Raw genomic sequence first — 25,186 nt, 5'->3', positions numbered from 1 at the left:
TGAATGCGCCAATCTTGCGCCTAGGTTCAAGGCCCATGTCGGACAGTCAACGCTTTCCTGTGGCGGCCCACGCGCTGGCCTATCTGGCTCATCGAGAGGCGATGAGCTCGGACAAGGCCGTCTCCAGTGTGGAGCTGGCCGCCTCTATCCCCACCAACCCGGTGGTGATCCGCCGGGTGACCGGCCTGCTGGCCCAGGCGGGCCTGGTCGGCACCCGCGCCGGCGCCCGCGGCGGGGCCTGGCTGCTGAAGCCGGCGGGCGCGATCCGGCTCGACGAAGTGCTGCGCGCGGTGGGCGGCTGCACCCATCTGGGCGTGGCGCCGCCCGGCGCCAAGGGCTGCCCGGTGGGCGAGCGGATCCCCAAGGCCGTGGACGAGGCGATCGCCCAGGCCGACCGGGCGGCGGCCCAGCGCCTGTCGGACATCACCGTCGCCGACCTGCTGAACGCGGCCTGAGAAAATCTCCTGGCGCCCCGGCTTGCGCCCGCTCCTGGCGCTCATATGTAATCGACACTGCATCGGTTGCGATAAAGGAGAGACCCCCATGACCAAAGTCGCCATCGCCTACCATTCCGGCTTCGGCCACACCGCCGTCGTCGCCGAGTCCGTCGCGGAGGGCGTACGCGCCGCCGGCGCCGAGCCGGTGCTCTTGAAGATCGAGAACGCCGCCCAGGATTTCGGCCCGCTGCTCGACCAAGCGAGCAACGCCGACGCCATCGTGTTCGGCGCGCCCACCTACATGGGCGACGTCTCCGCCGCCTTCCGCGCCTTCGCCGAGGCCTCTTCCAAGGTCTGGGCCGTGCAGGGCTGGAAGGACAAGCTGGCCGCCGGCTTCACCAACTCGCACAGCCTGTCGGGCGACAAGCTGCAGGCGCTCGCCTCGCTGTCGGTGCTGGCCGCCCAGCACGGCATGGTCTGGGTCTCCACCGGCCTGCCTCCGGGCTCGGCCGCCGGCAAGACCGGCCCGGAAGACGTCAACCGCCTGGGCTCGTTCCTCGGCGTGATGACCCAGTCGGAGAACGCCAGCCCCGAAGTCACCCCGCCGTCCGGCGACCGCGAGACCGCCCGGCTGCTGGGCGTGCGCGTGGCCGAGGCCGCCCGCCGCTGGCGGGCCGGGGCGCAGGAACTGGCCCAGGCGGCCTGACCAACCCCGCCTGAGCAAGGCGGCTTGAACCGGCGCGCGCGTTTCGCCACCTTCGGCCCCGGCAATCGCAAGGGGCCCACATGGACCGCAGACTCGCGCTGGTGACGGGCGCCTCCGCCGGCATCGGCGCGGCGCTGGCGAGAATCTACGCCAGCCACGGCTACGACGTGGCCCTCACCGCGCGCCGGGTCGACCGGCTGGCCCGGCTGGGCGAGGAGATCCGGCTGCGCTTCGGGGTGGAGACCCTGAGCTTTCCGGCCGACCTCGCCCAGGCCGGCGCGGTCGACGCCATCCTGGAACATCTGACCGCCCACGGCCGGGTGGTGGACGTCCTGGTCAACAACGCCGGCTACGGCCTGCCCGGCGTGTTCGCCGACACCAGCTGGGAGGAGCAGGCCGCCTTCCTGCAGGTGATGCTGCACGCGCCCACCGAACTGGCGCACAAGACCCTGCCCGGCATGGTCGAGCGTCGCTTCGGGCGCATTCTCAACGTCGCGTCCCTGGCGGGACTGGTTCCCGGCGCGGCCGGCCACACGCTCTACGGCGCGGCCAAGTCCTATCTGGTGCGCTTCTCCCAGAGCCTGCACCTGGAGAACCAGCAGACCGGCGTGCACGTGACCGCGCTCTGCCCCGGCTTCACCTTCTCCGAGTTCCACGACGTCAACGGCACGCGCGAGCAGCTCTCCAAGGCCACGCCCCAGTGGCTGTGGATGGGCCCCGACGAGGTGGCCGCCGCCGGCTACGAGGCGGCCGAGGCCAACCGGCCGGTGGCCGTGCCCGGCGCGCCCAACAAGGCGATCGCCGCCGTGGCCAAGACCCTGCCCGACGACTGGGCGCTCGCCCTGATGGCGTGGCAGGGCCCCAGGTTCCGCAAGCTCTAGCGCCCCTCGGCGTAGGGCGCGGCCGTCTCGGCGCGGATCACGCCCTTGGTGGAATCGGCGATCCCCACCAGCACGAACTGCACGGCGAGCGCGCACAGGATCAGGCCCAGCACCCGCACGACAATGGTCATGCCGATGCGCCCGAGGATCCGCGACAGGATCGGCGCGGCCAGGAAGGCCAGGAGCACGCACAGGGCCACCGCCGAGATCACGCCCACGCCGATCGCCGCGCCGGACAGGCCGAAGCTCTTGGCCTCGCTGGCGTAGATCACCACCGTGGAGATCGCGCCGGGCCCGATCAGCAGCGGCATGGCGAAGGGCACGATCATCCGCTCGAAGCGCCGGCGCGCGCCCGCCCGGCTGTTGCGGCCGCCGGCGGCCTCCGCGTCGGTCTCCGCCTCGTCGGCGGCGTCCGCGAACTGGGTGGTGAAGTCGTCGCGGGCCATCTCCAGGCCCAGCAGGAACAGGATCACGCCCCCGGCGATGCGGAAGGCCGCCAGCGAGATGCCGAAGAAGGCCAGGAGCGACAGGCCGGTGAAATAGAAGAAGGTGAGGAAGCCCACCACGAACAGGGCGATGTAGACGGCCACGATCCGCCGGTCGCGCGCCTTGTCGGCGACCGTCGCCGCGGCGAACAGCGGCACGTTGCCGATCGGGTCGATCAGGGCGAAAAGGGCGACGAAGAAGTTGACGGCGAAGTCCTGAGGGCTCATGCAGGCGTCTTAGCCTAAAACCTGTCCCGCGCCGATCTCCCGCGTGATCGCGCCTGCCCCGGAGCCCGCCATGGCCGCCGCCGTTCAAGCCCGCCTGCACGACGCCACCGCCGCCGATCCGCGGCTGATCGTGCCGCTCGACCTGCCCTCGATCGACGAAGCCCGCGCCATGGTCGAAGCCGTCGGCGACGCGGTGAGCTTCTACAAGATCGGCCTGGAGCTGTTCGCCACCGGCGGCGGCATGGACCTGGCCCGCGCGCTGAAGGCCGAGGGCAAGGACGTGTTCCTGGACTGGAAGCTGCACGACATCCCCACCACGGTGCAGCGCGCCGCCGCGGTGCTGGCCGACTCCGGCTGCGACCTGCTCACCGTGCACGGCGAGCCGCAGGTGATGGCCGCCGCCGTGCGCGGCAAGGGCCGCTCGAACCTGAAGGTGCTTGCGGTCACCGTCATGACCAGCCTGACCGACGCCGACCTGACCGAGATGGGCTATGGCTCAAACGTGCGCGACCTGGTCGAGCGGCGCATCCACCAGGCCCTGCACTACGGCTGCGACGGGGTGGTGGCCAGCCCGCACGAGGCCGAGCTCGCCCGCGCCATCGGCGGCAAGGACTTCCTGGTGGTGACCCCCGGCGTGCGCCCCGATTGGTCGGCCAAGAACGACCAGGCCCGCGCCACCACGCCCGCCGAGGCCCTGGCGGCCGGCGCCTCGCACATCGTCTGCGGCCGGCCGATCACCGCCGCCAACGATCCCCGCGCCGCGGCCCAGCGCGTCGTGCTGGAGATGTCGGCGGTTCAGTGACAGCAGCCGCCGCGGCCGCCGCCTGAGACGCTGACGCTCGCCCGCGTGCTGGCCGAGGACCAGGCGAAGGCCCTTGCGCCGGCCCGGACGCCGGATTGGGCGCGGCCGAACGTGACCACATAGACCCCGCCGCCGTAGAAGCCGCCGGCCGGGACCGGCCCGACCCCGCCGGCGCCGGCGAAGAAGCTGGCCGGCAGGCTCACCTCGCCGCCGCACGCCTCCAGGCAGGGCGGCGCCGGCTGGCGGTCGTAGGGCTCGCGATAGGCGCGCTCCTGATAGGCGTGGGGCGGGCCGTAGCGATCCTGGGCTTCGTAGTCGCCGCGGCAGCCGCACTCGCCCGCCAGCGTCGGCCCCGCCGCCGCGGCCAGCGCCAATCCGATGATGATGCCCGCCCGCGCAGCCATGGCCCATTCCTTACCGAAGTCTTAACGGCCAGGTTAGGCGGACGATCCCGAAGCGGCCAGGGCGCGCAACGGCGGCGCGAGCGGCGGCTCACGGCCACGCGAGGCGACGGGCTGACAGCCAAAGCCGCGTTACGCCGTCCGCCCCAATTCTGTCGTGTTTGACCCGAGCAAGGAACGGTTCAGGAAGCACGGCGCGGCCCAATTCGTGGCCCATAGCCCACGGTGCGTAAGCCCCCAACTGGGGGATTGTCGCAGCTCTTCCCAGATGATTCGATTGGTTTGCGAAGCCCTGATTCGAGCAGGATGTGGCAGTCCACTCGGATCAACTTGCGTTACGGCCATTGATCGGCCGCCTCGCGAATCGGATTTTACCCGATACGCGAGGGCAATGTCATGCGTGATGCACTGGACGAGCAAATCGAGGCATTTGAAGCGCTGCTTCCTCAGATCAAGCAAGAGTATGGATCGGTATGGGTACTAGTTGCCCACGGGCGTCTCATCCAGACCTTCCCAGACTTCCCAGCAGCTGCCGAGTACGCTCGCGCAGAACTGTCCGGCGACCAAGTGCTGATCCGACACACTGACGAGGGGGAACTGACGGCCCCGTTTGTAGATATCGCCAGCTAAGTGGGACCTACGATTTGGGGGTCCGGCCCCGAGATTCACATAACCCTGCGCGAGACGGTTATGTCCTCGAAGGAAATGCAGCTAACCGGCGTAGTCGATACGGGAGCGTCATGCGTACTGCTTGACCAAAGCGTCCTTTTTCAACTTGGCCTTCAACCGATCGATCGCACTGCGGTCAAAGTGGCTGACGGAACGGAACGGCCAGCGCTCGGCTTCATGGTGCAACTCAAGGTACTTGGGCTTGGCTTCGACCAGTGGTTCAAAGTCTTTGGCGTGAAGATGCAGCATCCAAGCACTCGAGTTCTCCTCGGCAGGACGTTCTTAGCTGGATACCACGTTACCTACAGTGGACCGGACCAATGGTTCCATTGGTCCAGAGCAGGTCCGACTTACTATGAAGACCACGACGGCTAGCGCTACGAGCGCGCTTGAGGAGTAGGACGCGCGGATACAGCTACCTAGCCCTACCCCACAGTGGTCGCCCTCCAGCCAAGCTATCGCCTGCGTATGAACCGGCAGGTCGATCGTTTGGCGTGGCGGCGTGCGCCGATCTCTCTGCGCGACACGCTTAGCCAGAGACCGACCCGCGACCACACCGCTTATCCGATCCACCGGGCCTCACCCATAGAGGCCGACCGCCTCAGAAGTCGACGGCGATGCCCTTGCGTTCCCAGTCGCCGAAGCGGGTGGGCTCGGGGCCCTTGGGGCCGCCCAGCTCGGCGGCGCGCGCGGCGGCTTCGGCCTCGGCCCTGTGGCGCGCCTCGGCTTCCTCCAGCGCGCGGCGGGCGGCCGGCGTCAGCGGCTTGTCCGGATTGGCGTTGGGAGGAAGCGGCTCGTCCATGGGCCCGATGTAGGCTCCCGCCCCGGCCTCGGCAATCCCGCGCAAAGCGCCTAGATTGGTCCGCGTGCTGAAAGGACCCGCGACATGAGCGTCGCCTTCACCAAGGAAACCGACCACGAGGCCTCGGCCGCCGACCTGCCCGACCGGCCGATCTCGCCGCACCCGAACCTGGTGACCGCGGAGGGCCTGGCCGAACTGGACGCGGAACTGGCCAAGGCGCGCGCCGCCTACGCCGCGGCCCAGGCCGGCGACATCCAGGCCGACCGCACCGCCATGGCCCGCGCCACGCGGGACCTGCGCTACTACGGCGCCCGCCGCGCCAGCGCCCAACTGGTGGAGACCGATCCCGAAAGCGCCGTGGCCGTGTTCGGCGGGCGCGTCACCATCGAGCGCGAGGACGGCCGGCGCTCCACCTTCCGCATCGTCGGCGAGGACGAGGCCGACCCGGCCAAGGGCAAGATCTCCTACATCGCTCCGCTGGCGCGGGCGGTGCTCGGCAAAGCCGTGGGCGAGGCGGCCGAGGCGGCCGGCCAAGAGATCGAGATCATCGGCCTTGGTTGAGGCGGGCTTGCGCGACGGCGCGGAACCGGGCACGCCGCGCCGGTGACCCAAAAGACTGAATCCGGACTTCCCGCCCGCCTGGCGGCCCTCGACCTCCTGGCCGCCGCGCTTTCGCGCCGCGCGGGCCTGGAGGAGGGCCTCGCCGCGCCGGCCCTTCGCGACCTGCCGCCGCGCGACCGCGCCTTCGCCAGGGCGCTGGTGATGGCGAGCCTGCGCCACCTGGGCCCGATCGACCGGGCGCTGGACGCCAAGCTGTCGCGCCCGCCTCCGGAAGCCGTGCGCCATATCCTGAGGCTCGGCGTGGTCCAGGCGTTCCTGCTGGACCAGCCGGCGCACGCGGCGGTCTCCACCAGCGTGGACCTGGCGGCGAGCCGGCGCGAGACGCGTCCGTTCAAGGGTCTGGTGAACGCGGTGCTGCGCGGGCTGCTGCGCGAGCCGCCCAAGCTCGACGATCCCGACACCCTGGCGCCCGACTGGCTGCTGGCCCGCTGGCGCGCGGCGTTCGGCGCCGAGGCGGCGCAGGCGATCGCCGCCGAGATCGCCCGCGAGCCGGCGACGGACGTCACCCCCCGCGCCGACGCGGACGCGGCCGACCTGGCCGCCCTGCTGGAGGCGGAACCCCTGCCGGGGCCGATGCTGCGCACCCAAAGGCGCGGCGACGTGGCCGGCTGGCCCGGCTACGCCGAGGGCCGGTGGTGGGTGCAGGACGCCTCCGCCGCCATCCCCGCGCGCCTGACGGGCGCCAAGGCCGGCGAGACCGTGCTCGACCTGTGCGCCGCGCCCGGCGGCAAGACCCTGCAACTGGCGGCCGCGGGCGCGACGGTGACCGCGGTGGACCGCTCGGCCGCGCGGCTGAAGCGCCTGTCCGAGAACCTGGAGCGCGCGGGCCTGTCCGCCGAGGTGGTCTGCGCCGACGCCGGCGCCTGGGAGGACGAGCGCCAGTTCGACGCGGTGCTGCTGGACGCGCCCTGCAGCGCCACCGGCACCTTCCGCCGCCACCCGGACGTCCTGTGGGCCGCGCGGCCCAGCGACATCGCCAGCCTGGCGGGCGCCCAGTCGCGGCTGCTGGACGCGGCGGGCCGGCGGGTGCGGCCTGGCGGCCGGCTGGTCTACTGCGTCTGCTCGCTAGAGCCGGAGGAGGGCGAGGCCCAGGTCGAGGCGTTCCTCACCCGCACGCCCGGCTTCGCCGTCGACCCGATCGCCCCCGGCGAGGGCGGCGCGCCCGACGCCAGCCTGACCCCGCGCGGAACCCTGCGGGTGCTGCCGCACCACCGTGCAGGCGGAACCGACGGCTTCTTCATCGCCCGGCTCGTGCGATCCGAGGGCGGGTCCTAACCGGCCTTAACTCTTTTCGACTCTTTTCCTGCGCCTTTGGCCGCAAAACGCGTTTCCAAGTTCCACGAACGCATTCTAAGTCGGAAGCATGACCGACAAGACCATCATCGCGCCCTCGATCCTGGCGGCCGACTTCGCGCGACTGGGCGAGGAGGCCCAGGCCGTGGCCGCCGCCGGCGCCGACTGGCTGCACCTGGACGTCATGGACGGCCACTTCGTGCCGAACATCACCTTCGGGCCGGACGTGGTGAAGGCCCTGCGCCCGCTGGTGTCGATCCCCTTCGACGTGCACCTGATGATCGCCCCGGCCGATCCCTACCTGGAGGCGTTCCGCGAGGCGGGCGCCGACTGGATCAGCGTGCACCCCGAATCAGGCCCGCACCTGAACCGCAGCCTGAAACGCATCCGCCAGATCGGCGCCAAGGCCGGCGTGGTCTTCAATCCGTCCACTTCGCCGTCTGTGATCGAGTGGATGATGGACGAAATCGATCTGATTCTGGTGATGTCGATCAACCCGGGCTTCGGCGGCCAGAGCTTCATGGACAGCCAGCTCGCCAAGATCGAGCGCCTGCGCGGCATGATCGACAAGGGCGGCTACCAGATCGTGCTGGAGGTCGACGGCGGGGTGAACCCGCTGACCGCGCGCCGCTGCATCGACGCCGGGGCCACGGCCCTGGTGGCCGGCTCGGCCGTCTTCAAAGGCGGGCCGGCGGCCTACGCCGACAACATCCGCGCCCTCCGGGGCGACTGACCGGGAGGGGAGCGCACTCATGGCCGCCGGCTCGGCAAGCCTGGCCCGCGCGCCGGGCTACACGGCCATGCTGGCCCTGACGGCCGGCCTGGGCCGTCAGGCGCGCCGGGAATGGACGAGCTCGCCCGCGCACCGCGCCCTGCTGGGCGGGGGCAAGGCCCACGCGCTCGATCTACGCCCGAAGGACATGCGCCCCGCCGACGCCGAATCCGGCCGGCGCATCCTGGCCGGCGCCTTCACCCTGGCCGGCGCGACCCTGCAGGCCGGGGCCAGGGGCGATCCCTGGGACCGGCCGAGCCCCCACCGCAAGTTCGCCGTGGCCCTGCACCGCTTCGCCTGGCTGCCGGACCTGATGGCCGCGGGCGAGCCGGGCGCGGCCGAGGCGCTGCGGCTCTATCTGGACTGGCGGCGGTTGTTCGGCGCCTGGAACCCCTTCTCCTGGCACCCGGACGTGCTGGAGCGGCGGGCGTTCAACCTGGCGTGCGCCGGCAAGGCCATGTGCGAGCGGGCCTCCGACGCCGAGAAGGCCCAGGTCGCCCGCGACCTCTATCGCCAGGGCCGCCACCTGCTGGCCACCATCGAGGGTCCTGAACGCGCGGCTGAGCGCGCGGCCGTGGCGGCGGTCGCCGGCGCGGCCATCTCCGGTCAGGCGGGCAAGGCCCTGCGCGTGCGGGCCCTGGCCCGGCTGGCCAAGGCCCTGCCGCGCACGGTGCAGCCGGACGGCGGCCACGCCTCGCGCAGCCCGCAGGCGGCGCTGGAGCTCCTGTTCGACCTGCAGACCCTGGACGACGCCCTGGCCCAGCGCGGCCTGTCGGCGCCGGAGGAAGTGACCCGCGCCATCGACCGGCTGATCGGGGCGGTGCGCTTCTTCACCCTGGGCGACGGCGCCCTGCCCTCGTTCCAGGGCGGCGAGGAGCTGTCGCGCGCCTATGTCGGCGCGGCGCGGGCCAGCGAGGATCCCGAGGGAGAAGCGCCGCGCGCGACGCCCGTGGCCCGCAACGGCTACCAGCGCCTGGACGCCGCCAGCCTGCAGGTCCTGGTGGACGCCGCCGCCCCGGCGTCCGGGCCGTTTAGCGTCACCGCCTGCGCCCAGCCGCTGGCCCTGGAGGTGCTGGCGAACGGCAAGCGCCTGATCACCAACTGCGGCTGGTCGCCGGACGCGTCGGGCCCGGCGGCGCTGCGCCTGATCGACGCGGCCTCCACCCTGACGATTTCCGACCAGGCCTGCGGCGAGCCCCTCGGCGGGCTGGCGGCGGCGCTCCTGGGGCCGCGCCTGGTGGGCGCCGACGCCCCTGTGGAGGCCGAACGGCGCGAGTCCGACGAGGCGCTGTGGCTGGAGGTCGCCCACGACGGCTGGATGGGGCGGTTGCGCCTGCAGCACCGCCGCCGCCTGTTCGTGAACCTCGCCGCCGACGAGCTGCGCGGCGAGGACCGCCTGACGCCCATGCGCCCGGTCGCCGACCGCGGCGACAAGGCGCGCCGCTTCGTGCCCTTCACGGTCTGCTTCCACATCCACCCGGACGCGCGCGCCTCGCTGGCGATGGACAAGAAGAGCGTGCTGCTGCGGGCGGACGGCAAGGAAGCCGGCTGGTGGCTGCGCAACGACGCCGTCGAGGTGACCGTCGAGCCGTCCGTACACTTCCACGAAGGCCAGGCGCGCCGGGCCCAGCGCATCGTGCTGCACGGCCAGGCGAGGATCGACCAGGGCGCGCGTCTGCGCTGGAAACTGGCCAAGGCCGACCTGCCCGCGCGTTGACTCAAGGCCCGCCGCGCGTATTTTCCGCGCCATCCGCGTGACTGGCGATAAAGGTGGGCGACCACCGGGGAGCGCGGATCTGAACCGCCGCTCGCCTGGGCATCTTTCTGCACCTTGGAGAGACGCCGTGCCTGCAGCCCCCGATTTTCCCCCCGCTCCCGACCGCGTCGCCGTCAAACGCGCGCTGATCTCGGTTTCCGACAAGACCGGCCTCGTCGAGGCCGCCAAGGCCCTGGCCGACATGGGCGTGGAGCTGGTCTCCACCGGCGGCACCAAGGCCGCCATCGCCGCCGCCGGCCTGCCGGTGAAGGACGTCGCCGACCTGACCAGCTTCCCCGAAATGATGGACGGGCGGGTGAAGACCCTGCACCCGGTGGTGCACGGCGGGCTCCTGGGCGTGCGCGACGCGCCCGAGCACAAGAAGGCGATGGACGAGCACGGCATCGGCGCCATCGATCTCGTCTATGTGAACCTCTATCCGTTCGAGGCCACCGTGGCGAAGGGCGGCGACTTCGCCGCCTGCGTCGAGAACATCGACATCGGCGGGCCCGCCATGATCCGCTCGGCCGCCAAGAACCACGGCTATGTCGCGGTCTGCACCGAGCCGGCCGACCTGGAGGAAGTGCTGGCCGCGCTGAAGGCCGACGGCGCCACGTCGCTTTCCCTGCGCAAGACCCTGGCCGCGCGCGCCTACGCCCGCACGGCGGCCTACGACGCGGCGATCTCCACCTGGTTCGCCGGCCAGCTCGGCGAGACCGCGCCCAAGCGCCGCACCATCTCCGGCGAGCTCGTCCAGACCATGCGCTACGGCGAGAACCCCCATCAGGCGGCGGCCTTCTACCGCACGGGCGAGGCGCGCATCGGCGTAGCGAACGCCCATCAGCTCCAGGGCAAGGAGCTGAGCTACAACAACATCAACGACACCGACGCCGCTTTCGAGCTGGTCGCCGAGTTCGACCCCAAGGCCGGACCGGCCTGCGCCATCATCAAGCACGCCAACCCCTGCGGCGTAGCTGCCGGCAAGACCCTGGTGGAAGCCTATGAGCGGGCGCTCGCGTGCGACCCCTTGAGCGCCTTCGGCGGCATCATCGCCCTGAACCAGAAGCTCGACGCGGCCACGGCGACCGAGATCCTGAAGCTGCTCACCGAGGTGGTGATCGCCCCGGACGCCGATGAGGACGCGATCGCGCTCTTCCGCAAGAAGAAGAACGTGCGCCTGCTCACCACCGGCGGCCTGCCCGACCCCCTGGCGGGCGGCGAGACCTTCAAGTCGGTGGCCGGCGGCTTCCTGGTGCAGAGCCGCGACACCGCCCGCCTGACGCCGGCGGACCTGAAGGTGGTGACCAAGCGCGCGCCGACCGAGACCGAGATCCGCGACATGCTGTTCGCCTTCACCATCGCCAAGCACGTGAAGTCGAACGCCATCGTCTACGCGCGCGAGGGCCAGACCCTGGGCATCGGCGCCGGCCAGATGAACCGCAAGGATTCGGCCCGCATCGCCGCCCTGCGCGCCGCCGACTTCGGCCTGGACCTGAAGGGTTCGGCCTGCGCCTCCGAGGCCTTCTTCCCCTTCCCCGACGGGCTGATCCAGGCGGCCGACGCCGGCTGCACGGCGGTGATCCAGCCCGGCGGCTCCATCGGCGACCAGAAGGTGATCGAGGCGGCCGACGAGCGCGGCGTCGCCATGGTGTTCACCGGCGTGCGGGTGTTCCGGCACTAGGCCGAGCGCGCCCAAGCGAAAGTGCGGGCGGCTTCGCCCGCCAAACGCGCCCTGATTTTTGACTCAGGCGCGGGCGCCGAAGAGGGCCGATCCCACGCGCACGCTGGTGGCGCCGAAGCGCACGGCGGTCTCGAAGTCGTCGCTCATGCCCATGGAGAGCTTGCCGACTCCATTGCGCGCGGCGACCTTGGCCAGGAGCGCGAAGTGCGGGCCCGGCGGCTCCTCGTGCGGCGGAATGCACATCAGCCCTTCGATCGGCAGGCCGTAGGTTTCCCGGCACAGGGCGATGAAGGCGTCGGCCTCGCCGGGGGCGACGCCGGCCTTCTGCGGCTCCTCGCCGGTGTTGACCTGCACATAGAGCCGCGGGGCGCGGCCGGCCTTGCCGATCTCCTCGGCGAGGGCCTTGGCCAGGCGTTCGCGGTCCAGGGTCTCGATCACGTCGAAGAAGGCCACGGCCTCGCGCGTCTTGTTGGTCTGCAAGGGTCCGATCAGCCGCAGCTCCAGGCCGGCGCGATGGTCGGCCCAGCGGCCCATGGCTTCCTGCACCCGGTTTTCGCCGAACACGGTCTGGCCGGCATCGAGGATCGGGGCGACCCGTTCCCACGGCTGTTGCTTGGAGACCGCCACCAGGGTCACATCGCCGGGCTCGCGTCCGGCCTCCTTGGCCGCCTGGGCGATGCGGGCGAGAACGTCCTGGCGGGCGGCGGCGGGATCGAAAGGGAGGGTCATGTGAGCCCAAGGGTTGGCGGCGAAGGCTTTTGGACGCTGGCGCGCACCGCCCGTTGCTTAATGGCCCGCGCCGCGCCGGGAAAGGCCCTGCCGCCCCTGATGTTCTTCACCGACCCGGCGCGCACGCCCGATCCGGAGGCGGTGGCGCGGCGGCTGCCGCGCGGATCGGCGGTGGTCTATCGCGCTTTCGGCGCCCCCGACGCCCTGGCCCGTGCGAGGCGCCTGCGGACCGTGTGCGCCGAGCGCGGCCTCGTTCTGCTGGTCGGCGCGGACGCCGGCCTGGCGGCGGCGGCGCGCGCGCACGGGGTGCATCTGCCGGAGCGGTCGGCGCATCGGGCCGGGGCGCTGAAGCGGTCGCGGCCGGGATGGATCGTCACCGCCGCGGCCCATGGCGAGGCCGCAGCCAGGCGCGCGGCCCGGTTCGGCGCCGACGCGGCCATCGTCTCCCCGGCCTTTCCCAGCCGCAGCCGCTCGGCGGGCCGGCCGCTCGGCCCGCGCCGCCTGGCCCGGATCGCCGCTAACGCAGGCTTGCCCGTCTACGCCCTGGGCGGCGTGACGAATCAAAACGCCCGCCGTCTGCTCGACGCGGGCGTTGCGGGTGTCGCTGCGGTGGACGGCCTGACGGCCAGGCCCTGAAGGCGATCAGAACTTGAACGCGGTTTCCAGGCGGACGCGCGGGGTGAGCGGCTGAGGCTCGGTCTTCCTGAAAGTGGGCGAGGTTTCGTCGCCCAGGGCCACGGCGCCGCCCACCCGAAGGCTCGGGGTGACGCGATAATAGGCGCCGGCCTCCACGTCGTTCCATTGAACGTCGCGGCTGTTGGGCTCCTCGAGGCTGAGGGTCACGCCCCAGCGGCCGTTGCGATTGTCCCATTTCAGCGACTTGCCGCCCTGGGTGGCCAGGGTGGCCGGCTCGTTGCGAACGCTGAAGTCCATCTTCGGCTTGGCGGTTTCTGCGTGTGCGAGGCCGCTCGTCGCCCCCAGAAGGGCGATCGCGCCAACCATCGAAAACACGGTCCGAACGGACATAACCACCAAAAGGGCCCCCATGCCCCATGCGTCGCCACACCGGGCCACGCTGTCAAAATGGATTTGGGACCTGCGCCGTCACAGGTCAACAAGAGTCAGCGCCGCACCCCCCCTCTGCGGACAGATCGTGCAACTCTGTGGCGGGAACGCCACGTGATTCCTGTTTGGCGCCTGACGTGGCGTTGTTATAGAGGGCGCCGGCGCGGGGCGGCGCCGTGGCCGAAGTGGCGCGGAAACACGACTTGGAGCGGATGATTATGCCGTTTGTGCGCGGAGTCTGGATGCGAGGCGTCTCAGCAGGGATCCTGGCCGTTTGCTTCACCGGCCTGGCCGCCTGCTCGCATAGCGGCCCGCGGGAATTCGAGAATCAGGACCGTGGCGGGTTCCACCTGTTCGGCCGCGGCGGCGCGCCCAAGGCGCAGGCCGCGCCGGCGATCGGCGTGAACGGCTATCTGTGGCGCGCCACGCTGGACACCCTGGCCTTCATGCCGCTGGCCTCGGCCGACCCCTACGGCGGGATCATCATCACCGACTGGTACACCAATCCGGAAAAGCCGGACGAGCGCTTCAAGTGCACGGTCTACATCCTGGACGCGCGGCTGCGCGCGGACGGCCTGAACGTGTCGGTGTTCAAGCAGGTGCGTGACGGTTCGGGCGGCTGGGTCGACGCCCAGTCCTCGCCTCAGACCGAAACCGACCTGGAAAACGCGATCCTGACGCGCGCGCGCCAGCTTCGACTTTCCAACATCAAGGGCTAAGGCCCCGATCGGGCGCATCCTTCCGACAGAGCGACGGACGGCGCCCATTCCCTGAGGGCCGGCGTCGATCCGAACCGCCGGCCGCCGTCCAACTCCGTTCGAAGGCGCGCTGAGCGATGGCCCGCTACAATCCGAAAGAATCCGAGCCCAAGTGGCGCAAGGCCTGGGACGACGCCCAGGTCTTCAAGGCCGGCGTAGCCGCCGACAAGCCGAAATACTACGTGCTGGAGATGTTCCCCTATCCGTCGGGGCGCCTGCACATGGGCCATGTGCGCAACTACTCGCTGGGCGACGTCATCGCCCGGTTCAAGCGGGCCCGCGGCTTCAACGTCCTGCATCCCATGGGCTGGGACGCCTTCGGCCTGCCGGCGGAAAACGCGGCGATGGAGCGCGGCGTCGACGCGCGCGCCTGGACCTACGACAACATCGCGCGGATGCGCAGCGAGCTGAAGGAGCTGGGCCTGTCGATCGACTGGTCCCGCGAGTTCGCCACCTGCGACGTGGCCTACTACGGCAAGCAACAGGCCTGGTTCCTGGACATGTTCCAGCGCGGCCTGGTCTATCGCCGCGAGGGCGTGGTCAACTGGGACCCGGTCGACCAGACCGTGCTGGCCAACGAGCAGGTGGTGGACGGCCGCGGCTGGCGCTCCGGCGCGATCGTGGAAAAGCGCAAGCTGAACCAGTGGTTCATGCGCATCACCGACTACGCCGACGACCTGATCGACGGCCTGAAGACGCTGGACCGCTGGCCCGACAAGGTCCGGGTGATGCAGGAGAACTGGATCGGCCGTTCCAAGGGCCTGCGCTTCTCCTTCCAGTTCGCCGGGACCGCGCCGGACGGCTTCGAGGCCGGCCTGGAGGTCTACACCACCCGACCCGACACCCTGTTCGGCGCCAGTTTCGTGGGCGTCGCGCCCGACCATCCGCTGGCCGAGCAGATCGCCGCCGCCAACCCGCATGCGGCGGCCTTCATCGCCGAATGCCGCCGGGGCGGCGCCTCCGAGGCCGAGATCGAGACCGCCGAGAAGATCGGTTTCGACACCGGCCTGACCGTGAGCCATCCCTTTGATCCGGAATGGAAACTGCCGGTCTGGATCGCCAACTTCATCTTGATGGACTACGGCACGGGCGCGATCTTCGCCTGCCCGGCGCACGACCAGCGCGACCTGGACTTCGCCCGCAAGTACGGCCTGCCAGTCAAGCCCGTCGTCCTGCCCCCCGGCGAGGACCCCGCGAGCTTCACCGTCGCGGACGAGGCCTATGTCGGCCCCGGAACCATCTTCAACTCGTCCTTCCTGGACGGCATGGAGGTGGAGCCCGCCAAGGCCGCCGCCATCGCCCGCATCGAAGCCGCCGGCCAGGGCCAGGGCGCGACGGTCTATCGCCTGCGCGACTGGGGCGTGGCGCGCCAGCGCGGCTGGGGCTGCCCGATCCCTGTGGTCCATTGCGAAAAGTGCGGCGTGGTCGCCCTGCCCAAGAGCGCGCTGCCGGTCGCCCTGCCCGAGGACATGGATTTTTCCAAGCCGGGCAACGCCCTGGCGCGGCACCCGACCTGGAAGCATGCCACCTGCCCGACCTGCGGCGGGCCGGCCGAGCGCGAGACCGACACCCTGGACACCTTCGTGGATTCGTCCTGGTACTTCGCGCGCTTCGCCAATCCGGACGCCGAGGAATCCGTCGACAAGGCCGCCGCCGACTACTGGCTGCCGGTGGACCAGTACATCGGCGGGATCGAGCACGCGGTGCTGCACCTGCTCTATGCGCGCTTCATCACCCGGGCCATGGCCGACGAGGGCCTGCTCAGCGTGAAGGAGCCGTTCGCCGGCCTGTTCACCCAGGGCATGGTCACCCACGAGACCTATCGCCGGCAGAACGGCGAATGGCTGGAGCCCAGCCTGGTCGAGATCGAGGCGGAGGGGAACACCCGCCGCGCCAAGCTGGTGGAGACCGGCGAGCCGGTGGTCATCGGCGACGTGGAGAAGATGGCCAAGTCCAAGCGCAACACCGTGGCGCCGGGCGACATCTTCGAGGTCTACGGCGTCGACGCCGCGCGCCTGTTCGTCCTGTCCGACAGTCCGCCGGAGCGCGACGTGCAATGGACGGCCTCGGGCGTGGAAGGCGCCTGGCGCTTCGTCAACCGGGTCTGGGCCGAGTTCGACACCCAGCCGGCGGGCGTCTCGGGCGATCCCTCGGCAGAGGAGGAGGCCGTGGCGCTTCGCCGCGCCACCCACCGCCTGACCAAGGCCATGACCGAGACGATCGAGGATTTCCGGTTCAACTCCGGGATCGCCCGGCTGTACGAATTCCTGAACGTTCTCAAGGCCAGTCCAGCCGACAAGGCGAGCCCGGCGCTGCTGGCCGCCCGCCAGGAGGCGCTGTCGGCCTTCGCCCGCCTGATCGCGCCCTTCACCCCGCACCTGGCCGAGGAGTGCTGGACGCGGATCGGCGGCGACGGTCTGGTGGTGTCCGCCCCCTGGCCCGACTATGATCCGGCCCTGGCCGAGGACAGCGTCAAGGTCCTGCCGGTGCAGATCAACGGCAAGCGCCGGGGCGAGATCCAGGCGCCGGCCGGAGCCGAGCCGGCCGACGTGGAGAAGATCGTGCTTGACGACCCTGAGATCGCACGGCGTCTGGAGGGCCTGAGCATCCGCAAGGTGATCGTGGTGAAGGATCGCATCGTCAACATCGTGGCGGCCTGACGTGGGACCGGCGCGCCGCTTCGTCTTCGCCGGCCTTCTCGCCGCCGCGGCCGCCGGCCTCGGCGCCTGCGGCTTCACCCCGCTCTACGCCGATCCCGGCGTGACCCAGCCGCTCGCAGCGGTCGACGTCGTCGCGCCCGAGGGCCGCGCCGGCTACCTGATCCGCGAGCACCTGGACGACGCGTTCGCCAAGAACCGGTCGGTTCCGGCCAAGTACCGCATGGACCTGCAGCTCGCCGAGAGCCGCTATCCGCGGGGCCTGCGCATCGACAACGTGGCCACCCGCTACGAATACGTGCTGAACGCCACCTACACGCTCACCGCCCTGCCCTCCGGCGCCAAGGCCAAGACGGGCAACGTGCGCGTCGAGCTGACCTACGATTCAGCCGACCAGCCCTACGCCTCCGTCGTCGCGCAACAGGACGTGCAGGACCGCGCCGCCGCAGAGGCGGCCCGCCGCATACAGCTGGAACTGGCCACCTGGCTCGCCGGCCGGGGCTCCTAGGGCCCGCGCCGGCATGATCCTCAGCCGCCGGCCGGACATTGAGCGCTTCCTGGCCAAGCCGGACGGCCAGGTGCGCGCCGTGCTGATCTACGGCCGCGACGCGGGCGTGGTGCGCGACCGGGCCAACCTCCTGGCGTCCAAGGTGGTCGAGCGGCCGGACGACCCCTTCGACGTGGCGCTCCTCACCGACGGCGACCTGGATTCAGACGGCGCGCGACTGGAGGGCGAACTGGCGGCGCAGTCGCTGATGGGCGGCCGCCGGCTGGTGCGCCTGCGCCTGACCTCGGAAAAGGTCAGCCTGGACAAGATGGCCGCCGAGGCGCTGGCGGCCCATGCCGAAGGCCGGCTCAATCCTGACGCCATGTTCGTGATCGAGGCGGGGAACCTCGGGCGCGGCTCTGACCTGCGCAAGGCGGCGGAGAAGGCGGCCCAGGCCGCGGCCATCCCCTGCTACGAGGACGAGCCCGGCGATATCGCCCGGCTCGTTCGCGAGACCCTGGCCAAGGACAATGTCGCCCTGTCGACCGAGGCCCTCACCCTGTTCGTCGCCCGCCTGCCCAAGGAGCGGGGCGTCGCCCGCCAGGAGATCGAGCGGCTGGCGCTCTATCTCGGCCCGGGCAGCGGCCGCACCGCCGGCCCGCAGGACCTGGAGGATTTCCTGGGCGTGGAGCCGGAGGCCTCCCTGGCCGACGCCGCGTCCGACGCCTTCGGCGGACGCCTGGCCGAGGCCCAGGCCAGCCTGCGCCGGGCCGCGCAGGAAGGCGAGGCCGGCCCCGCCGCCGTGCGCGCCATGGGCTTTCACCTCGGCCGCCTGCGCCGCACCCTGACCCTGGCCAAGGCCGGGGCGGGCTTGCAGGAAGCGGCCAAGGCTTCGGGCGTCTTCTGGAAGAACGAGCGCGAATTCCTGCGCCAGGCGCGTAGCTGGACCCTCGACGACCTGGACCTGCTGCAGGCCGAAATCCTCAACGCCGACCGGCTGTGCAAACAGACCGGCTCCCCCGACCAGCTCATCGCCGAGCGCCTGGCCCTGGGCATCGCCAGCCGGGCCAAGCGCAAAGGGCTTTGAGAGGCGCGGGGCGGACTAGTCCGCCGCCGGCTCGAACAGCGCCTTGAGCTGCGAGGCGAAACCCGGCCAACCGAACGGGTAGTCGCTGATGTCCACCGGCCGCACGAATCCGGCGTGGATCAAGGTGACCCGCGTGGACCCGCCCAGGTCGTCGAACAGCCAGGTGATCGTCTGCGCCGGCACGCCCGGCGTCTCGCGCCAGTCGGGCCAGTCGGTGACGAGGCGCCGGTTCTCCTCGAACTCGAGGATGCGGGTCGGGCCGCCAGAGACGGTGCGGCCGTCCACCTCGTAGCGCCAGCCATAGCTGTAGCGCCCGCCGGGCCGGGTCTCGGCCACCGGCTCCGGCGCGCCCAGCCAGCGCGCCATCAGCTCTGGATCGACGAACGCCTTGAAGACCGCCGCCACGGGGGCGGCGATCACCACCTCCATGCGCACCTGCGGCTTCGGATCGGTGAAGTCGACCCGCACGATTCCCTCGCCGCCCGCCAGATAGGCCATGAGGTTGCCGGCCTGGATACGCCAGAGGTCGTCGACCAGCTCCGCGGCGCGGCCGATCGCCGGCGTCCGGGCGAAGCGATGAACGCCGGTGAGCTGCGTTTGGTCAGGCTTTTCAGGACTTTGCGCCAGCTCCAGCACGACCTCGCCAGGCGCGTCCGCCAACGTCCAGGTGAAGCCGAGCGCGCGGCCCGGCCCGAAGCGGGTGACGCGGCCGTCGGCGGCCTCGCGATCCGGCGCGCCGTAGACGTGCGGGCCCCAGAAGCGGAACGCGCCCCCCGCGCGCGGTTCGATCTCCACCTCGTCGGCGAACCAGGCCCTGAGCGCCGCGGGCTCCGTCAGGGCGGCGAACACCGCCGACGGCGAGGCGGCCAGGGTCCAGGTGAAGGCGTGCGCAAGCTCACTCATCGGTCGGTCTCCCATTCATGGACGACGCCTTGGCGGCGTGATCCGCCTCAACCACGCGTTTGAGGTCGGAAAGCCGGGCGGCCCAGTAGAGCCTGTAAGGCGCCAGCCAGCGGTCCACCTCGGCCAGGCCCGCCGGCTCCACCGAATAGAGCCGCGCCTGGGCTTCGCGCCGTTCACGCACGAGGCCCGCCCGGCGCAGCACGCCCACATGCTTGGCGATCGCCGGCCGGCTGACGGGAAAGCGCGCGGCCAGGTCGCCGGCGCGCATCTCGCCCTCGCGCAGCAGGTCCAGGATCGCCCGGCGCGTGCGGTCGCCGAGGGCGTCGAACACCAGGTCGCGGGCGTCTTGTTGCGTAACCATTTGGTTACATAAAACGCCGACGCAGCGCTTTTGGCAAGCCGGACGCTCACGCCCCCTCCCGCCGCCGGTGAAATCACCTAAGCTCGGGCCATGTGCGACACCTTCGCCGCCTTGCCCCAGGCCGCCGCGCGCGGCTTTGCGCTGTTCGCCAAGAACAGCGATCGCGAGCGCAACGAAGCCCAGGTGCTAGAGCTGCACGGCCCCCGTCGCGGCGGTGGCGAGCTAAAGCTCACATACCTGACGATCCCCGACGTGGCCGAGACCCGCGCCTGCCTGATCAGCCGGCCGTTCTGGATGTGGGGCGCGGAGATGGGGGTGAACGACCGGGGCGTGGCGATCGGCAACGGAGCCCTGCACGCCCGCTTCCCCGCCCAGCGCAAGCCGGCGCTGACCGGCATGGACCTGGTTCGGCTGGGCCTGGAACGCGCCGCCAGCGCCGCAGAGGCGGTGGAGGTGATCATCGAACTCCTGGAGCGCCACGGCCAGGGCGGAAACTGCGGGCATCTCGGCCGCTTCTATTATCAGAACGGCTTCATCATCGCCGATGCACGTGAAGCCTATGTGCTTGAAACCGTAGGGAAATGGTGGGCGGTCGAGCAGGTGGCCAGCGTGCGCGCCCTCTCCAACGCCTACAGCATCGGCGCCGGCTACGACCGCATCAGCCCGGCGATGGAGGATCACGCCGTCGCCGAGGACTGGCGCGGGCCGGACGGCCGCATCGACCTGGCCGCCCATCTGATCGACGATGCCCGCGACGCGGTCAGCTTCGGCCGCGGCCGGTGCGCGCGCGGCGCCTCGCTGCTCGCCCGTGATGAGGGAAAGCTCACGCCGTGGGGCATGATGGCGATTCTGCGCGATCACGGCCCGGCCGAGGATTGGACGCCGGCGGAAACCGTCGGTCGCACCATCTGCATGCACGCCGCCGCGGGCGCGCGGCGCAGCCAGTCGGTGGCCTCGATGGTCTGCGAGATCCGGCAGGACCGGCCCATCGCCTGGGTGACGGCGACCTCGGCGCCCTGCACCGGCATCTTCAAGCCGGTGCTGATCGAGGCCGGCCCGCCGCCCGGCGGGCCCGCGCCCGGCGACCGCTATGATCCGGCCACGCTGTGGTGGCGGCACGAGCGCCTGCACCGCGCGATCCTGGCCGACTACAACGAGCTGATGGGCTTTGCGGCTGAGCGCGACGCCCTGGAGGCGAGCTTCGTCCAGCGCCTCGATGCGGAGCTTTCCCAGCGCGCCGAGCCGGACGCCTTGGCCACGCTGGTCGAGGACTGCTGGCGCGAGGCCGCCGAGGCGGAGGCGCGATGGGCGGCCGCCCTGCCCGCGCCGCGCCGAGGCGTCAATCCGCCGGCCTATACGCAAAGCTGGGCCCGGCTGAACCACGTGGCCGGATTTCGGGGGATCGGATGAAGACCTGTCGGATCGGCGTGATCGGCCTTGGCCAGCGCATCGCCCATGTGCTGGCCGCCATGCAGGAGGTGGGCTGGAGCCTGGAGGTGGCGGCCCATGTCGACCCGGCGCCGGTGGGCGCGCCGATCATGGCCGAGGCCGGGATCGGGATGGGCGAGGCCGTGGCCGACCCGGCGGCCCTGTTCGCCCAGGGTCCCTTCGACCTGGTGATGATCGGCTCGCCCAACCATCTGCATTTCGAGCACCTCAACCTGGCGATGGACGCCGGCTGGCCGATCTTCGCCGAGAAGCCCATCGTGCGCACCGAGGAGGAGACCTATGCGCTCGCCCGGCGGCTGTCGGCGGGCGGAGCTCCGCCGCTGTTCATCGGCCTCGTGATGCGCTCCATGTCGATCGTCCGCGAGGTGATCAAGCGCGTCGATTCCGGCGAGCTGGGCGAGGTGGTCTCCATCGACGCCACGGAGCACCTGCCGCCCGAGCACGGCGGCTACCTGGCGCGCAACTGGCGGCGCAAGCAGATCTGGGGCGGCTCGTACCTGCTCGACAAGGTCTGCCATGACTTTGATATCTTTGGGCGAATTGCCGGGGCGCGGCCCGCCCGGATCGCCAGCTTCGGCGGGCGGCGGATCTTCGTCTCCACCCGGACGAACGTGCCCAAGACCTACTCCACCGGCGAAGCGGCCTATGCGCTGCGCGACGCCGGCTGGGCGGGCGCCAACGATTCCTTCCAGTCGGACATGGACGTCACCGACCATCAACTCGCCCTCTTGGAATACGAGAACCAGGTGCGGTTGTCGTTCCACGCCAACAGCCACGTCGCCCTGCCCGAGCGGCGCTGGTACGTGGCCGGCACCGAGGGCACGCTGATCGCCGACCTGGTGCGCAATCGGCTGATGGTCCGCCGGGCCATGGATCGCGGCAAGCCGGAGCGGATCGACTACGGCGGACGCACCGAGGACAGCCACAACGGCGCCGACCAGGCCATGGCCCGCGACCTGATGGCCGCCCTGCGGGGCGAGGCGGCTTTCCCCGTCACGCCGTTCGAATCCATGGAGGCCGGGCTGACGGTGATGGCGATCGACCGCGCGATGGAGGCCGGCGAGATGGTCGACTGCGCGCCGATGTGGGCGGCCTACGACTTGGCTTGCAGCAGGGCCGAGCCGATCAACGCCTGAAGCGCCGGGTCCGCCGGATAGGGGTGGTGGCGGTACTGGCGAAAGCCCTCCGCCAGGGGAACGCCGAAGTCGCGGCCGCAGCGGCGGGTCCAACGCTCCATCGACGCCAGCGGATCGGTGATGCCGTGCTGCCGCTCAAGCCACGCGGTCTGGCTTTCATGCGCCGCCAGCATCGCCCGCTTGGTCTCGAAGGTCTGTGAAACGTCCACGGCGAAGTGCGGCGTGATCCAGACGCCTTCGCGGTCGCGCCCGCCGATCGGATCCATGAAGTAGAGATGAGGAATCGCCGCCAGCGGCTTGGCCGGGCCGGTCCTGTAGTTGGGCGCGCTGGCGGCGAAGCAGGCGTCGCGCGCCAGAAGGCTCACGGCCTCGTGGTCCGGATGGTAGTCCGCCGGCGAGGCGGTGATCACGATGTCCGCGCCCGACCAGCGCACCAGCTCCGTCGTCGCGCGCCGGCCGGCGTCGTCGTTGAACACGCCCAGGTCCGGCAGGCCGCCGCAGCGATAGTCCGCGCCGATCAGGCCGGCCGCGGTCTCGGCCTCGCGGGTGCGGATGCGCGCGGTCTCGGCGAGATCCGCCTCGGCCGACCCGCACTCGCCGGCCGTCATGGTGGCGATCTTGATCGTATGTCCGGCGCGGGCGAGGAGCGCGAGCGTGCCGGCCGACAGGTGCTCGATGTCGTCGGGGTGGGCGTGGATCGCCAGGATGACGGCCATTGATGTCTGTTTCCGCGCGGCGGGCCTACATCAGGCCCAGCCCCTCCCACATGGCCATGGCGAAGCCGAACGCCCGCATGTCGCCCGTGGTGGTGGGGCTCATCTTGTTCATGACGTAGGCGAAGGTGGTGCGCGCATCCATGTCGATGATCGCCAGCGACCCGCCATAGCCGCCCCAGAAAATCGTATTGGGATTGGGCAAGCTCAGGCGGCCGCCCGCAACGCCGAAGCCCAGGCCGTAGCGCACCGGCATGCCGAGCACGCGGTCGGTCCCCTCGATCTGCACCTCCAGGGCCTTGCGGCACCCGGCCTCGGACATGAAGCGCTTGCCCTTGGCGACGCCGCCGTTGGCGAGGATCGCGTGAATCTCGGCGACCGAGCGGGCGTTGCCGGTTCCGCCGGCGGCGGGAATCTCGGCGCCTCGCCACGCTCGCGTCCGGGTGTCCAGCACATCGATCAGGATCGGCTTGCCGCCGACCTGGGGCGTCACCGGCGGCGGAATCAGGTCGGCCACCCGTCCGTCCTCTGAGGCCGGAAGGCCGATATGGAAGTCGGCGCCGAGCGGCTCGGCGATCTCCTCGCGGAACACCGTGCCGACGGATCGGCCCGTGATCCGGCGGATCACCTCGCCCACCAGATAGCCCTGGGTGATCGAGTGATAGCCGCAGGCCGTGCCCGGTTCCCATTCCGGCGCCTGGGCGGCCAGGAGGCTCGTCGCCTTCTCCCAATCGTAGAGGTCTTCCTTGACGATCGGGGCGGCCCAGTCGGACAGGCCGGCCGAGTGGCTCATCAGGTGGCTGACCTTGATGTCCGCCTTTCCGTTGGCCGCGAACTCCGGCCAGTAGCGCGCGACCGGCGCATCGAAGTCCAGCTCGCCGCGATCCGCCACCAGCAGCGCCGTCAGCGCCGTCATGGTCTTGGTGGTCGAGTAGACGTTGATGATGGTGTCGCGCGACCACGGGCGGGTCCTGGCCTCGTCGGCCCAACCGCCCCAGATGTCGGCCACGGTCTCGCCCTCCAGGGTGGCGCAGAAGGCCGCGCCCACGTCCTCGCCGTCCGCCAGGTTCCGCGCGAGCACCTCGCGCACCTTTTCGAACCGGGCGTCGCAGACGCCGCTCACGTTGTCATCGTCCACGCGATCATCCTCCCGCCGCCAGTTGAGCCGAGGAACGGCCGAGCGCCAAGAGGACTTGTGGAAGATGGCCGCGATTGCGGCTTCGGCCCGCAAAACTCCCGAAATCAGGCCGATTGCACGGCGGAGCCGAGTGACCGAAAAGATCAGCTAAACCAACTGGGTAGGCCCGATTTCGGGCTTATCCACAGGCCCCTGTCGCAACGCGGTCGTCCAGGGGGTCGATCGGCCTCGCCTCCGTGCGCGAGAGAGGCGATTTTCAGCCGGCCCGTGTGAGCCTGCGGCAGAGGTCGTCGAGCTGTTCGAGCGTCTTGTAGCTGATGCGCAGCTCGCCGGCGCCGCCGCGGTCGACGATGGAGACGTCCAGGCCGAGCACCTCGGAAAGGTCGTTCTCCAGCGCGGCCGTGTCGGTGTCCTTCGAGCCGCCGCCGGACGACTTGCGCGCGGCCGGCGCCTTGGCCTTGTCGGCGCCCTTGCGCGCCAGCGCCTCGGCGTCGCGCACGCTCAGCCCGCCGTCGACGATCCGCTCGGCCAGGGCGACCGGATCGTCCGCCGTGGCGATGGCGCGGGCGTGGCCGGCCGACAGGCGGCCCTGCATCACGTGCTCCTGAACCTCGGCCGGCAGTTGCAACAGGCGAAGCGTGTTGGCGATGTGGCTGCGGCTCTTGCCCACCGCCTGGGCGATGGCTTCCTGGGTGCGGCCGAACCGCTCGATCAGCGCCTTGAAGCCGAGGGCCTCTTCGATGGCGTTCAGGTCGGCGCGCTGCACGTTCTCGACGATGGCGATCTCGAGCACCTGCAGGTCGTCGAGATCGCGCACGACCGCCGGCATGACGCCGAGCCCGGCCATCTGGCCGGCGCGCCAGCGCCGCTCGCCGGCGACGATCTCATACTCGCCGGACGTCTTCGGCGAAGGCCGCAGCAGGATCGGCTGCAGGACCCCCTTCTCGCGGATCGACTCGGTGAGCTCGATCAGCTCCACGTCGCCGAACACGCGGCGCGGCTGGTCGGGGTTGCGATGGATCAGCTCGATCGGGATCTCCAGCACCCCGGCGCCTTCGCGCCGCTCGGCGGGCACGCCAGCGCCGCCGTCCTCGATCGTTTCGGCCACGTCGCCCAGCAGCGCCGACAGGCCCCGGCCCAATCCTCTGCGGTTCTCGGCCATGGCGTCC

General features: G+C 71.0%; 28 protein-coding genes and 1 riboswitch. Of the genes, 18 read left to right on the top strand and 10 right to left on the bottom strand.

Translation table 11 applies throughout. The annotated features are described in order from the left end of the window. Nucleotides 1-35: 35 nt before the first annotated feature. The 3 genes from ACE3TA_RS15455 (at nt 36) to ACE3TA_RS15445 (ending at nt 2,024) form a co-directional block, all read left to right on the top strand. A complete protein-coding gene (locus ACE3TA_RS15455; RefSeq protein ID WP_374575188.1) occupies nt 36-455 on the top strand; it encodes an Rrf2 family transcriptional regulator in 420 nt (139 codons plus the stop codon). Between the two features lie 88 nt (nt 456-543). After that, nucleotides 544-1,143, top strand: coding sequence for a flavodoxin family protein (locus ACE3TA_RS15450; protein ID WP_374575187.1), 600 nt, complete (start codon nt 544-546; stop codon nt 1,141-1,143). A gap of 80 nt (nt 1,144-1,223) precedes the next feature. Continuing rightward, nucleotides 1,224-2,024 (top strand): SDR family NAD(P)-dependent oxidoreductase, encoded by an 801-nt coding sequence (locus ACE3TA_RS15445; RefSeq protein WP_374575186.1) that lies wholly within the window; start codon nt 1,224-1,226, stop codon nt 2,022-2,024. On the opposite strand, the gene ACE3TA_RS15440 is transcribed toward ACE3TA_RS15445, so the two are convergent. Continuing rightward, a complete protein-coding gene (locus ACE3TA_RS15440) occupies nt 2,021-2,737 on the bottom strand; it encodes a MarC family protein (RefSeq protein ID WP_374575185.1) in 717 nt (238 codons plus the stop codon). The two genes, ACE3TA_RS15445 and ACE3TA_RS15440, sit on opposite strands and share 4 nt — an antisense overlap. A gap of 70 nt (nt 2,738-2,807) precedes the next feature. Here ACE3TA_RS15440 and pyrF point away from each other — a divergent pair, with 70 nt between their 5' ends. Continuing rightward, on the top strand, nt 2,808-3,539 hold the full coding sequence (gene pyrF, locus ACE3TA_RS15435; RefSeq protein WP_374575184.1) for an orotidine-5'-phosphate decarboxylase: 732 nt from the start codon (nt 2,808-2,810) through the stop codon (nt 3,537-3,539). Here pyrF and ACE3TA_RS15430 read toward each other — a convergent pair. Then, nucleotides 3,533-3,943, bottom strand: coding sequence for a hypothetical protein (locus tag ACE3TA_RS15430; RefSeq protein WP_374575183.1), 411 nt, complete (start codon nt 3,941-3,943; stop codon nt 3,533-3,535). The two genes, pyrF and ACE3TA_RS15430, sit on opposite strands and share 7 nt — an antisense overlap. Before the next feature lie 393 nt (nt 3,944-4,336). On the opposite strand from ACE3TA_RS15430, the gene ACE3TA_RS15425 reads away from it, so the two are divergent. After that, nucleotides 4,337-4,570 carry a hypothetical protein gene (locus tag ACE3TA_RS15425; protein WP_374575182.1) on the top strand — a complete coding sequence of 78 codons (234 nt, stop codon included), beginning with the start codon at nt 4,337-4,339 and terminating at the stop codon, nt 4,568-4,570. Between the two features lie 60 nt (nt 4,571-4,630). Continuing rightward, nucleotides 4,631-4,984: a retropepsin-like aspartic protease gene (locus ACE3TA_RS15420; protein ID WP_374575181.1), complete on the top strand. Its 354-nt coding sequence runs from the start codon at nt 4,631-4,633 to the stop codon at nt 4,982-4,984. A 226-nt stretch (nt 4,985-5,210) separates the two neighbouring features. On the opposite strand, the gene ACE3TA_RS15415 is transcribed toward ACE3TA_RS15420, so the two are convergent. After that, a complete protein-coding gene (locus ACE3TA_RS15415; protein ID WP_374575180.1) occupies nt 5,211-5,411 on the bottom strand; it encodes a DUF1674 domain-containing protein in 201 nt (66 codons plus the stop codon). An 84-nt stretch (nt 5,412-5,495) separates the two neighbouring features. Between ACE3TA_RS15415 and greA the strand changes: the two genes are divergently transcribed. The 5 genes from greA (at nt 5,496) to purH (ending at nt 11,534) form a co-directional block, all read left to right on the top strand. Next, nucleotides 5,496-5,972 carry a transcription elongation factor GreA gene (gene greA / locus ACE3TA_RS15410; protein WP_374575179.1) on the top strand — a complete coding sequence of 159 codons (477 nt, stop codon included), beginning with the start codon at nt 5,496-5,498 and terminating at the stop codon, nt 5,970-5,972. A gap of 42 nt (nt 5,973-6,014) precedes the next feature. Then, nucleotides 6,015-7,307, top strand: coding sequence for an RsmB/NOP family class I SAM-dependent RNA methyltransferase (locus ACE3TA_RS15405; RefSeq protein WP_374575178.1), 1,293 nt, complete (start codon nt 6,015-6,017; stop codon nt 7,305-7,307). A gap of 88 nt (nt 7,308-7,395) precedes the next feature. Further along, the gene (gene rpe, locus ACE3TA_RS15400; protein WP_374575177.1) at nt 7,396-8,058 is read left to right on the top strand and encodes a ribulose-phosphate 3-epimerase; all 663 of its coding nucleotides are present in this window, start codon (nt 7,396-7,398) and stop codon (nt 8,056-8,058) included. Between the two features lie 19 nt (nt 8,059-8,077). Continuing rightward, entirely contained in the window at nt 8,078-9,814 is a 1,737-nt protein-coding gene (locus ACE3TA_RS15395; protein ID WP_374575176.1) for a heparinase II/III family protein, read from the top strand. A gap of 27 nt (nt 9,815-9,841) precedes the next feature. Then, a riboswitch (ZMP/ZTP riboswitch) is annotated at nt 9,842-9,922 on the top strand. Nucleotides 9,923-9,941: 19 nt separating this feature from the next. Next, on the top strand, nt 9,942-11,534 hold the full coding sequence (gene purH / locus ACE3TA_RS15390; RefSeq protein WP_374575175.1) for a bifunctional phosphoribosylaminoimidazolecarboxamide formyltransferase/IMP cyclohydrolase: 1,593 nt from the start codon (nt 9,942-9,944) through the stop codon (nt 11,532-11,534). Between the two features lie 63 nt (nt 11,535-11,597). On the opposite strand, the gene ACE3TA_RS15385 is transcribed toward purH, so the two are convergent. Beyond that, nucleotides 11,598-12,263 (bottom strand): YggS family pyridoxal phosphate-dependent enzyme, encoded by a 666-nt coding sequence (locus ACE3TA_RS15385; RefSeq protein WP_374575174.1) that lies wholly within the window; start codon nt 12,261-12,263, stop codon nt 11,598-11,600. Between ACE3TA_RS15385 and ACE3TA_RS15380 the strand changes: the two genes are divergently transcribed. Next, a complete protein-coding gene (locus tag ACE3TA_RS15380) occupies nt 12,264-12,899 on the top strand; it encodes a thiamine phosphate synthase (protein ID WP_374575173.1) in 636 nt (211 codons plus the stop codon). A gap of 6 nt (nt 12,900-12,905) precedes the next feature. Here the strand turns inward: ACE3TA_RS15380 and ACE3TA_RS15375 are convergent, their stop codons facing one another. After that, nucleotides 12,906-13,196: an NtrZ family periplasmic regulatory protein gene (locus ACE3TA_RS15375; protein WP_374575172.1), complete on the bottom strand. Its 291-nt coding sequence runs from the start codon at nt 13,194-13,196 to the stop codon at nt 12,906-12,908. 374 nt (nt 13,197-13,570) lie between these two features. Between ACE3TA_RS15375 and ACE3TA_RS15370 the strand changes: the two genes are divergently transcribed. The 4 genes from ACE3TA_RS15370 (at nt 13,571) to holA (ending at nt 18,317) form a co-directional block, all read left to right on the top strand. Next, the gene (locus ACE3TA_RS15370) at nt 13,571-14,047 is read left to right on the top strand and encodes a DUF3576 domain-containing protein (RefSeq protein ID WP_374575171.1); all 477 of its coding nucleotides are present in this window, start codon (nt 13,571-13,573) and stop codon (nt 14,045-14,047) included. A gap of 116 nt (nt 14,048-14,163) precedes the next feature. Beyond that, a complete protein-coding gene (leuS, locus tag ACE3TA_RS15365) occupies nt 14,164-16,746 on the top strand; it encodes a leucine--tRNA ligase (protein WP_374575170.1) in 2,583 nt (860 codons plus the stop codon). A gap of 1 nt (nt 16,747) precedes the next feature. After that, nucleotides 16,748-17,251 (top strand): LPS assembly lipoprotein LptE, encoded by a 504-nt coding sequence (gene lptE, locus ACE3TA_RS15360; protein ID WP_374575169.1) that lies wholly within the window; start codon nt 16,748-16,750, stop codon nt 17,249-17,251. A gap of 13 nt (nt 17,252-17,264) precedes the next feature. After that, complete coding sequence (gene holA / locus ACE3TA_RS15355; RefSeq protein ID WP_374575168.1) at nt 17,265-18,317, top strand: DNA polymerase III subunit delta; 1,053 nt, start codon at nt 17,265-17,267, stop codon at nt 18,315-18,317. 15 nt (nt 18,318-18,332) lie between these two features. Here the strand turns inward: holA and ACE3TA_RS15350 are convergent, their stop codons facing one another. Further along, complete coding sequence (locus ACE3TA_RS15350; RefSeq protein WP_374575167.1) at nt 18,333-19,220, bottom strand: SRPBCC family protein; 888 nt, start codon at nt 19,218-19,220, stop codon at nt 18,333-18,335. Next, on the bottom strand, nt 19,213-19,581 hold the full coding sequence (locus ACE3TA_RS15345) for an ArsR/SmtB family transcription factor (RefSeq protein ID WP_374575166.1): 369 nt from the start codon (nt 19,579-19,581) through the stop codon (nt 19,213-19,215). The genes ACE3TA_RS15350 and ACE3TA_RS15345 overlap by 8 nt, the downstream gene beginning before the upstream one ends. 90 nt (nt 19,582-19,671) lie before the next feature. On the opposite strand from ACE3TA_RS15345, the gene ACE3TA_RS15340 reads away from it, so the two are divergent. Both ACE3TA_RS15340 and ACE3TA_RS15335 read left to right on the top strand, forming a co-directional pair. After that, nucleotides 19,672-20,991: a hypothetical protein gene (locus ACE3TA_RS15340; protein WP_374575165.1), complete on the top strand. Its 1,320-nt coding sequence runs from the start codon at nt 19,672-19,674 to the stop codon at nt 20,989-20,991. Next, nucleotides 20,988-22,166: a Gfo/Idh/MocA family protein gene (locus ACE3TA_RS15335; RefSeq protein ID WP_374575164.1), complete on the top strand. Its 1,179-nt coding sequence runs from the start codon at nt 20,988-20,990 to the stop codon at nt 22,164-22,166. Before ACE3TA_RS15340 ends, ACE3TA_RS15335 begins: the two co-directional genes overlap by 4 nt. Here the strand turns inward: ACE3TA_RS15335 and ACE3TA_RS15330 are convergent. The 3 genes from ACE3TA_RS15330 to ACE3TA_RS15320 form a co-directional block, all read right to left on the bottom strand. Then, nucleotides 22,124-22,882: a PIG-L deacetylase family protein gene (locus ACE3TA_RS15330; RefSeq protein WP_374575163.1), complete on the bottom strand. Its 759-nt coding sequence runs from the start codon at nt 22,880-22,882 to the stop codon at nt 22,124-22,126. The genes ACE3TA_RS15335 and ACE3TA_RS15330 overlap by 43 nt on opposite strands. Before the next feature lie 25 nt (nt 22,883-22,907). Then, complete coding sequence (locus ACE3TA_RS15325; protein ID WP_374575162.1) at nt 22,908-24,017, bottom strand: serine hydrolase domain-containing protein; 1,110 nt, start codon at nt 24,015-24,017, stop codon at nt 22,908-22,910. 256 nt (nt 24,018-24,273) lie between these two features. Further along, nucleotides 24,274-25,179 (bottom strand): ParB/RepB/Spo0J family partition protein, encoded by a 906-nt coding sequence (locus ACE3TA_RS15320; protein WP_374575161.1) that lies wholly within the window; start codon nt 25,177-25,179, stop codon nt 24,274-24,276. Between the last annotated feature and the right edge of the window lie 7 nt (nt 25,180-25,186).

The sequence above is a fragment of the Phenylobacterium sp. genome, assembly GCF_041916435.1.
Classification (GTDB): Bacteria; Pseudomonadota; Alphaproteobacteria; order Caulobacterales; family Caulobacteraceae; genus Phenylobacterium.
Note: the sequence above shows the minus strand (reverse complement) of the source record. Positions and strands in the feature narration are given on the sequence as shown.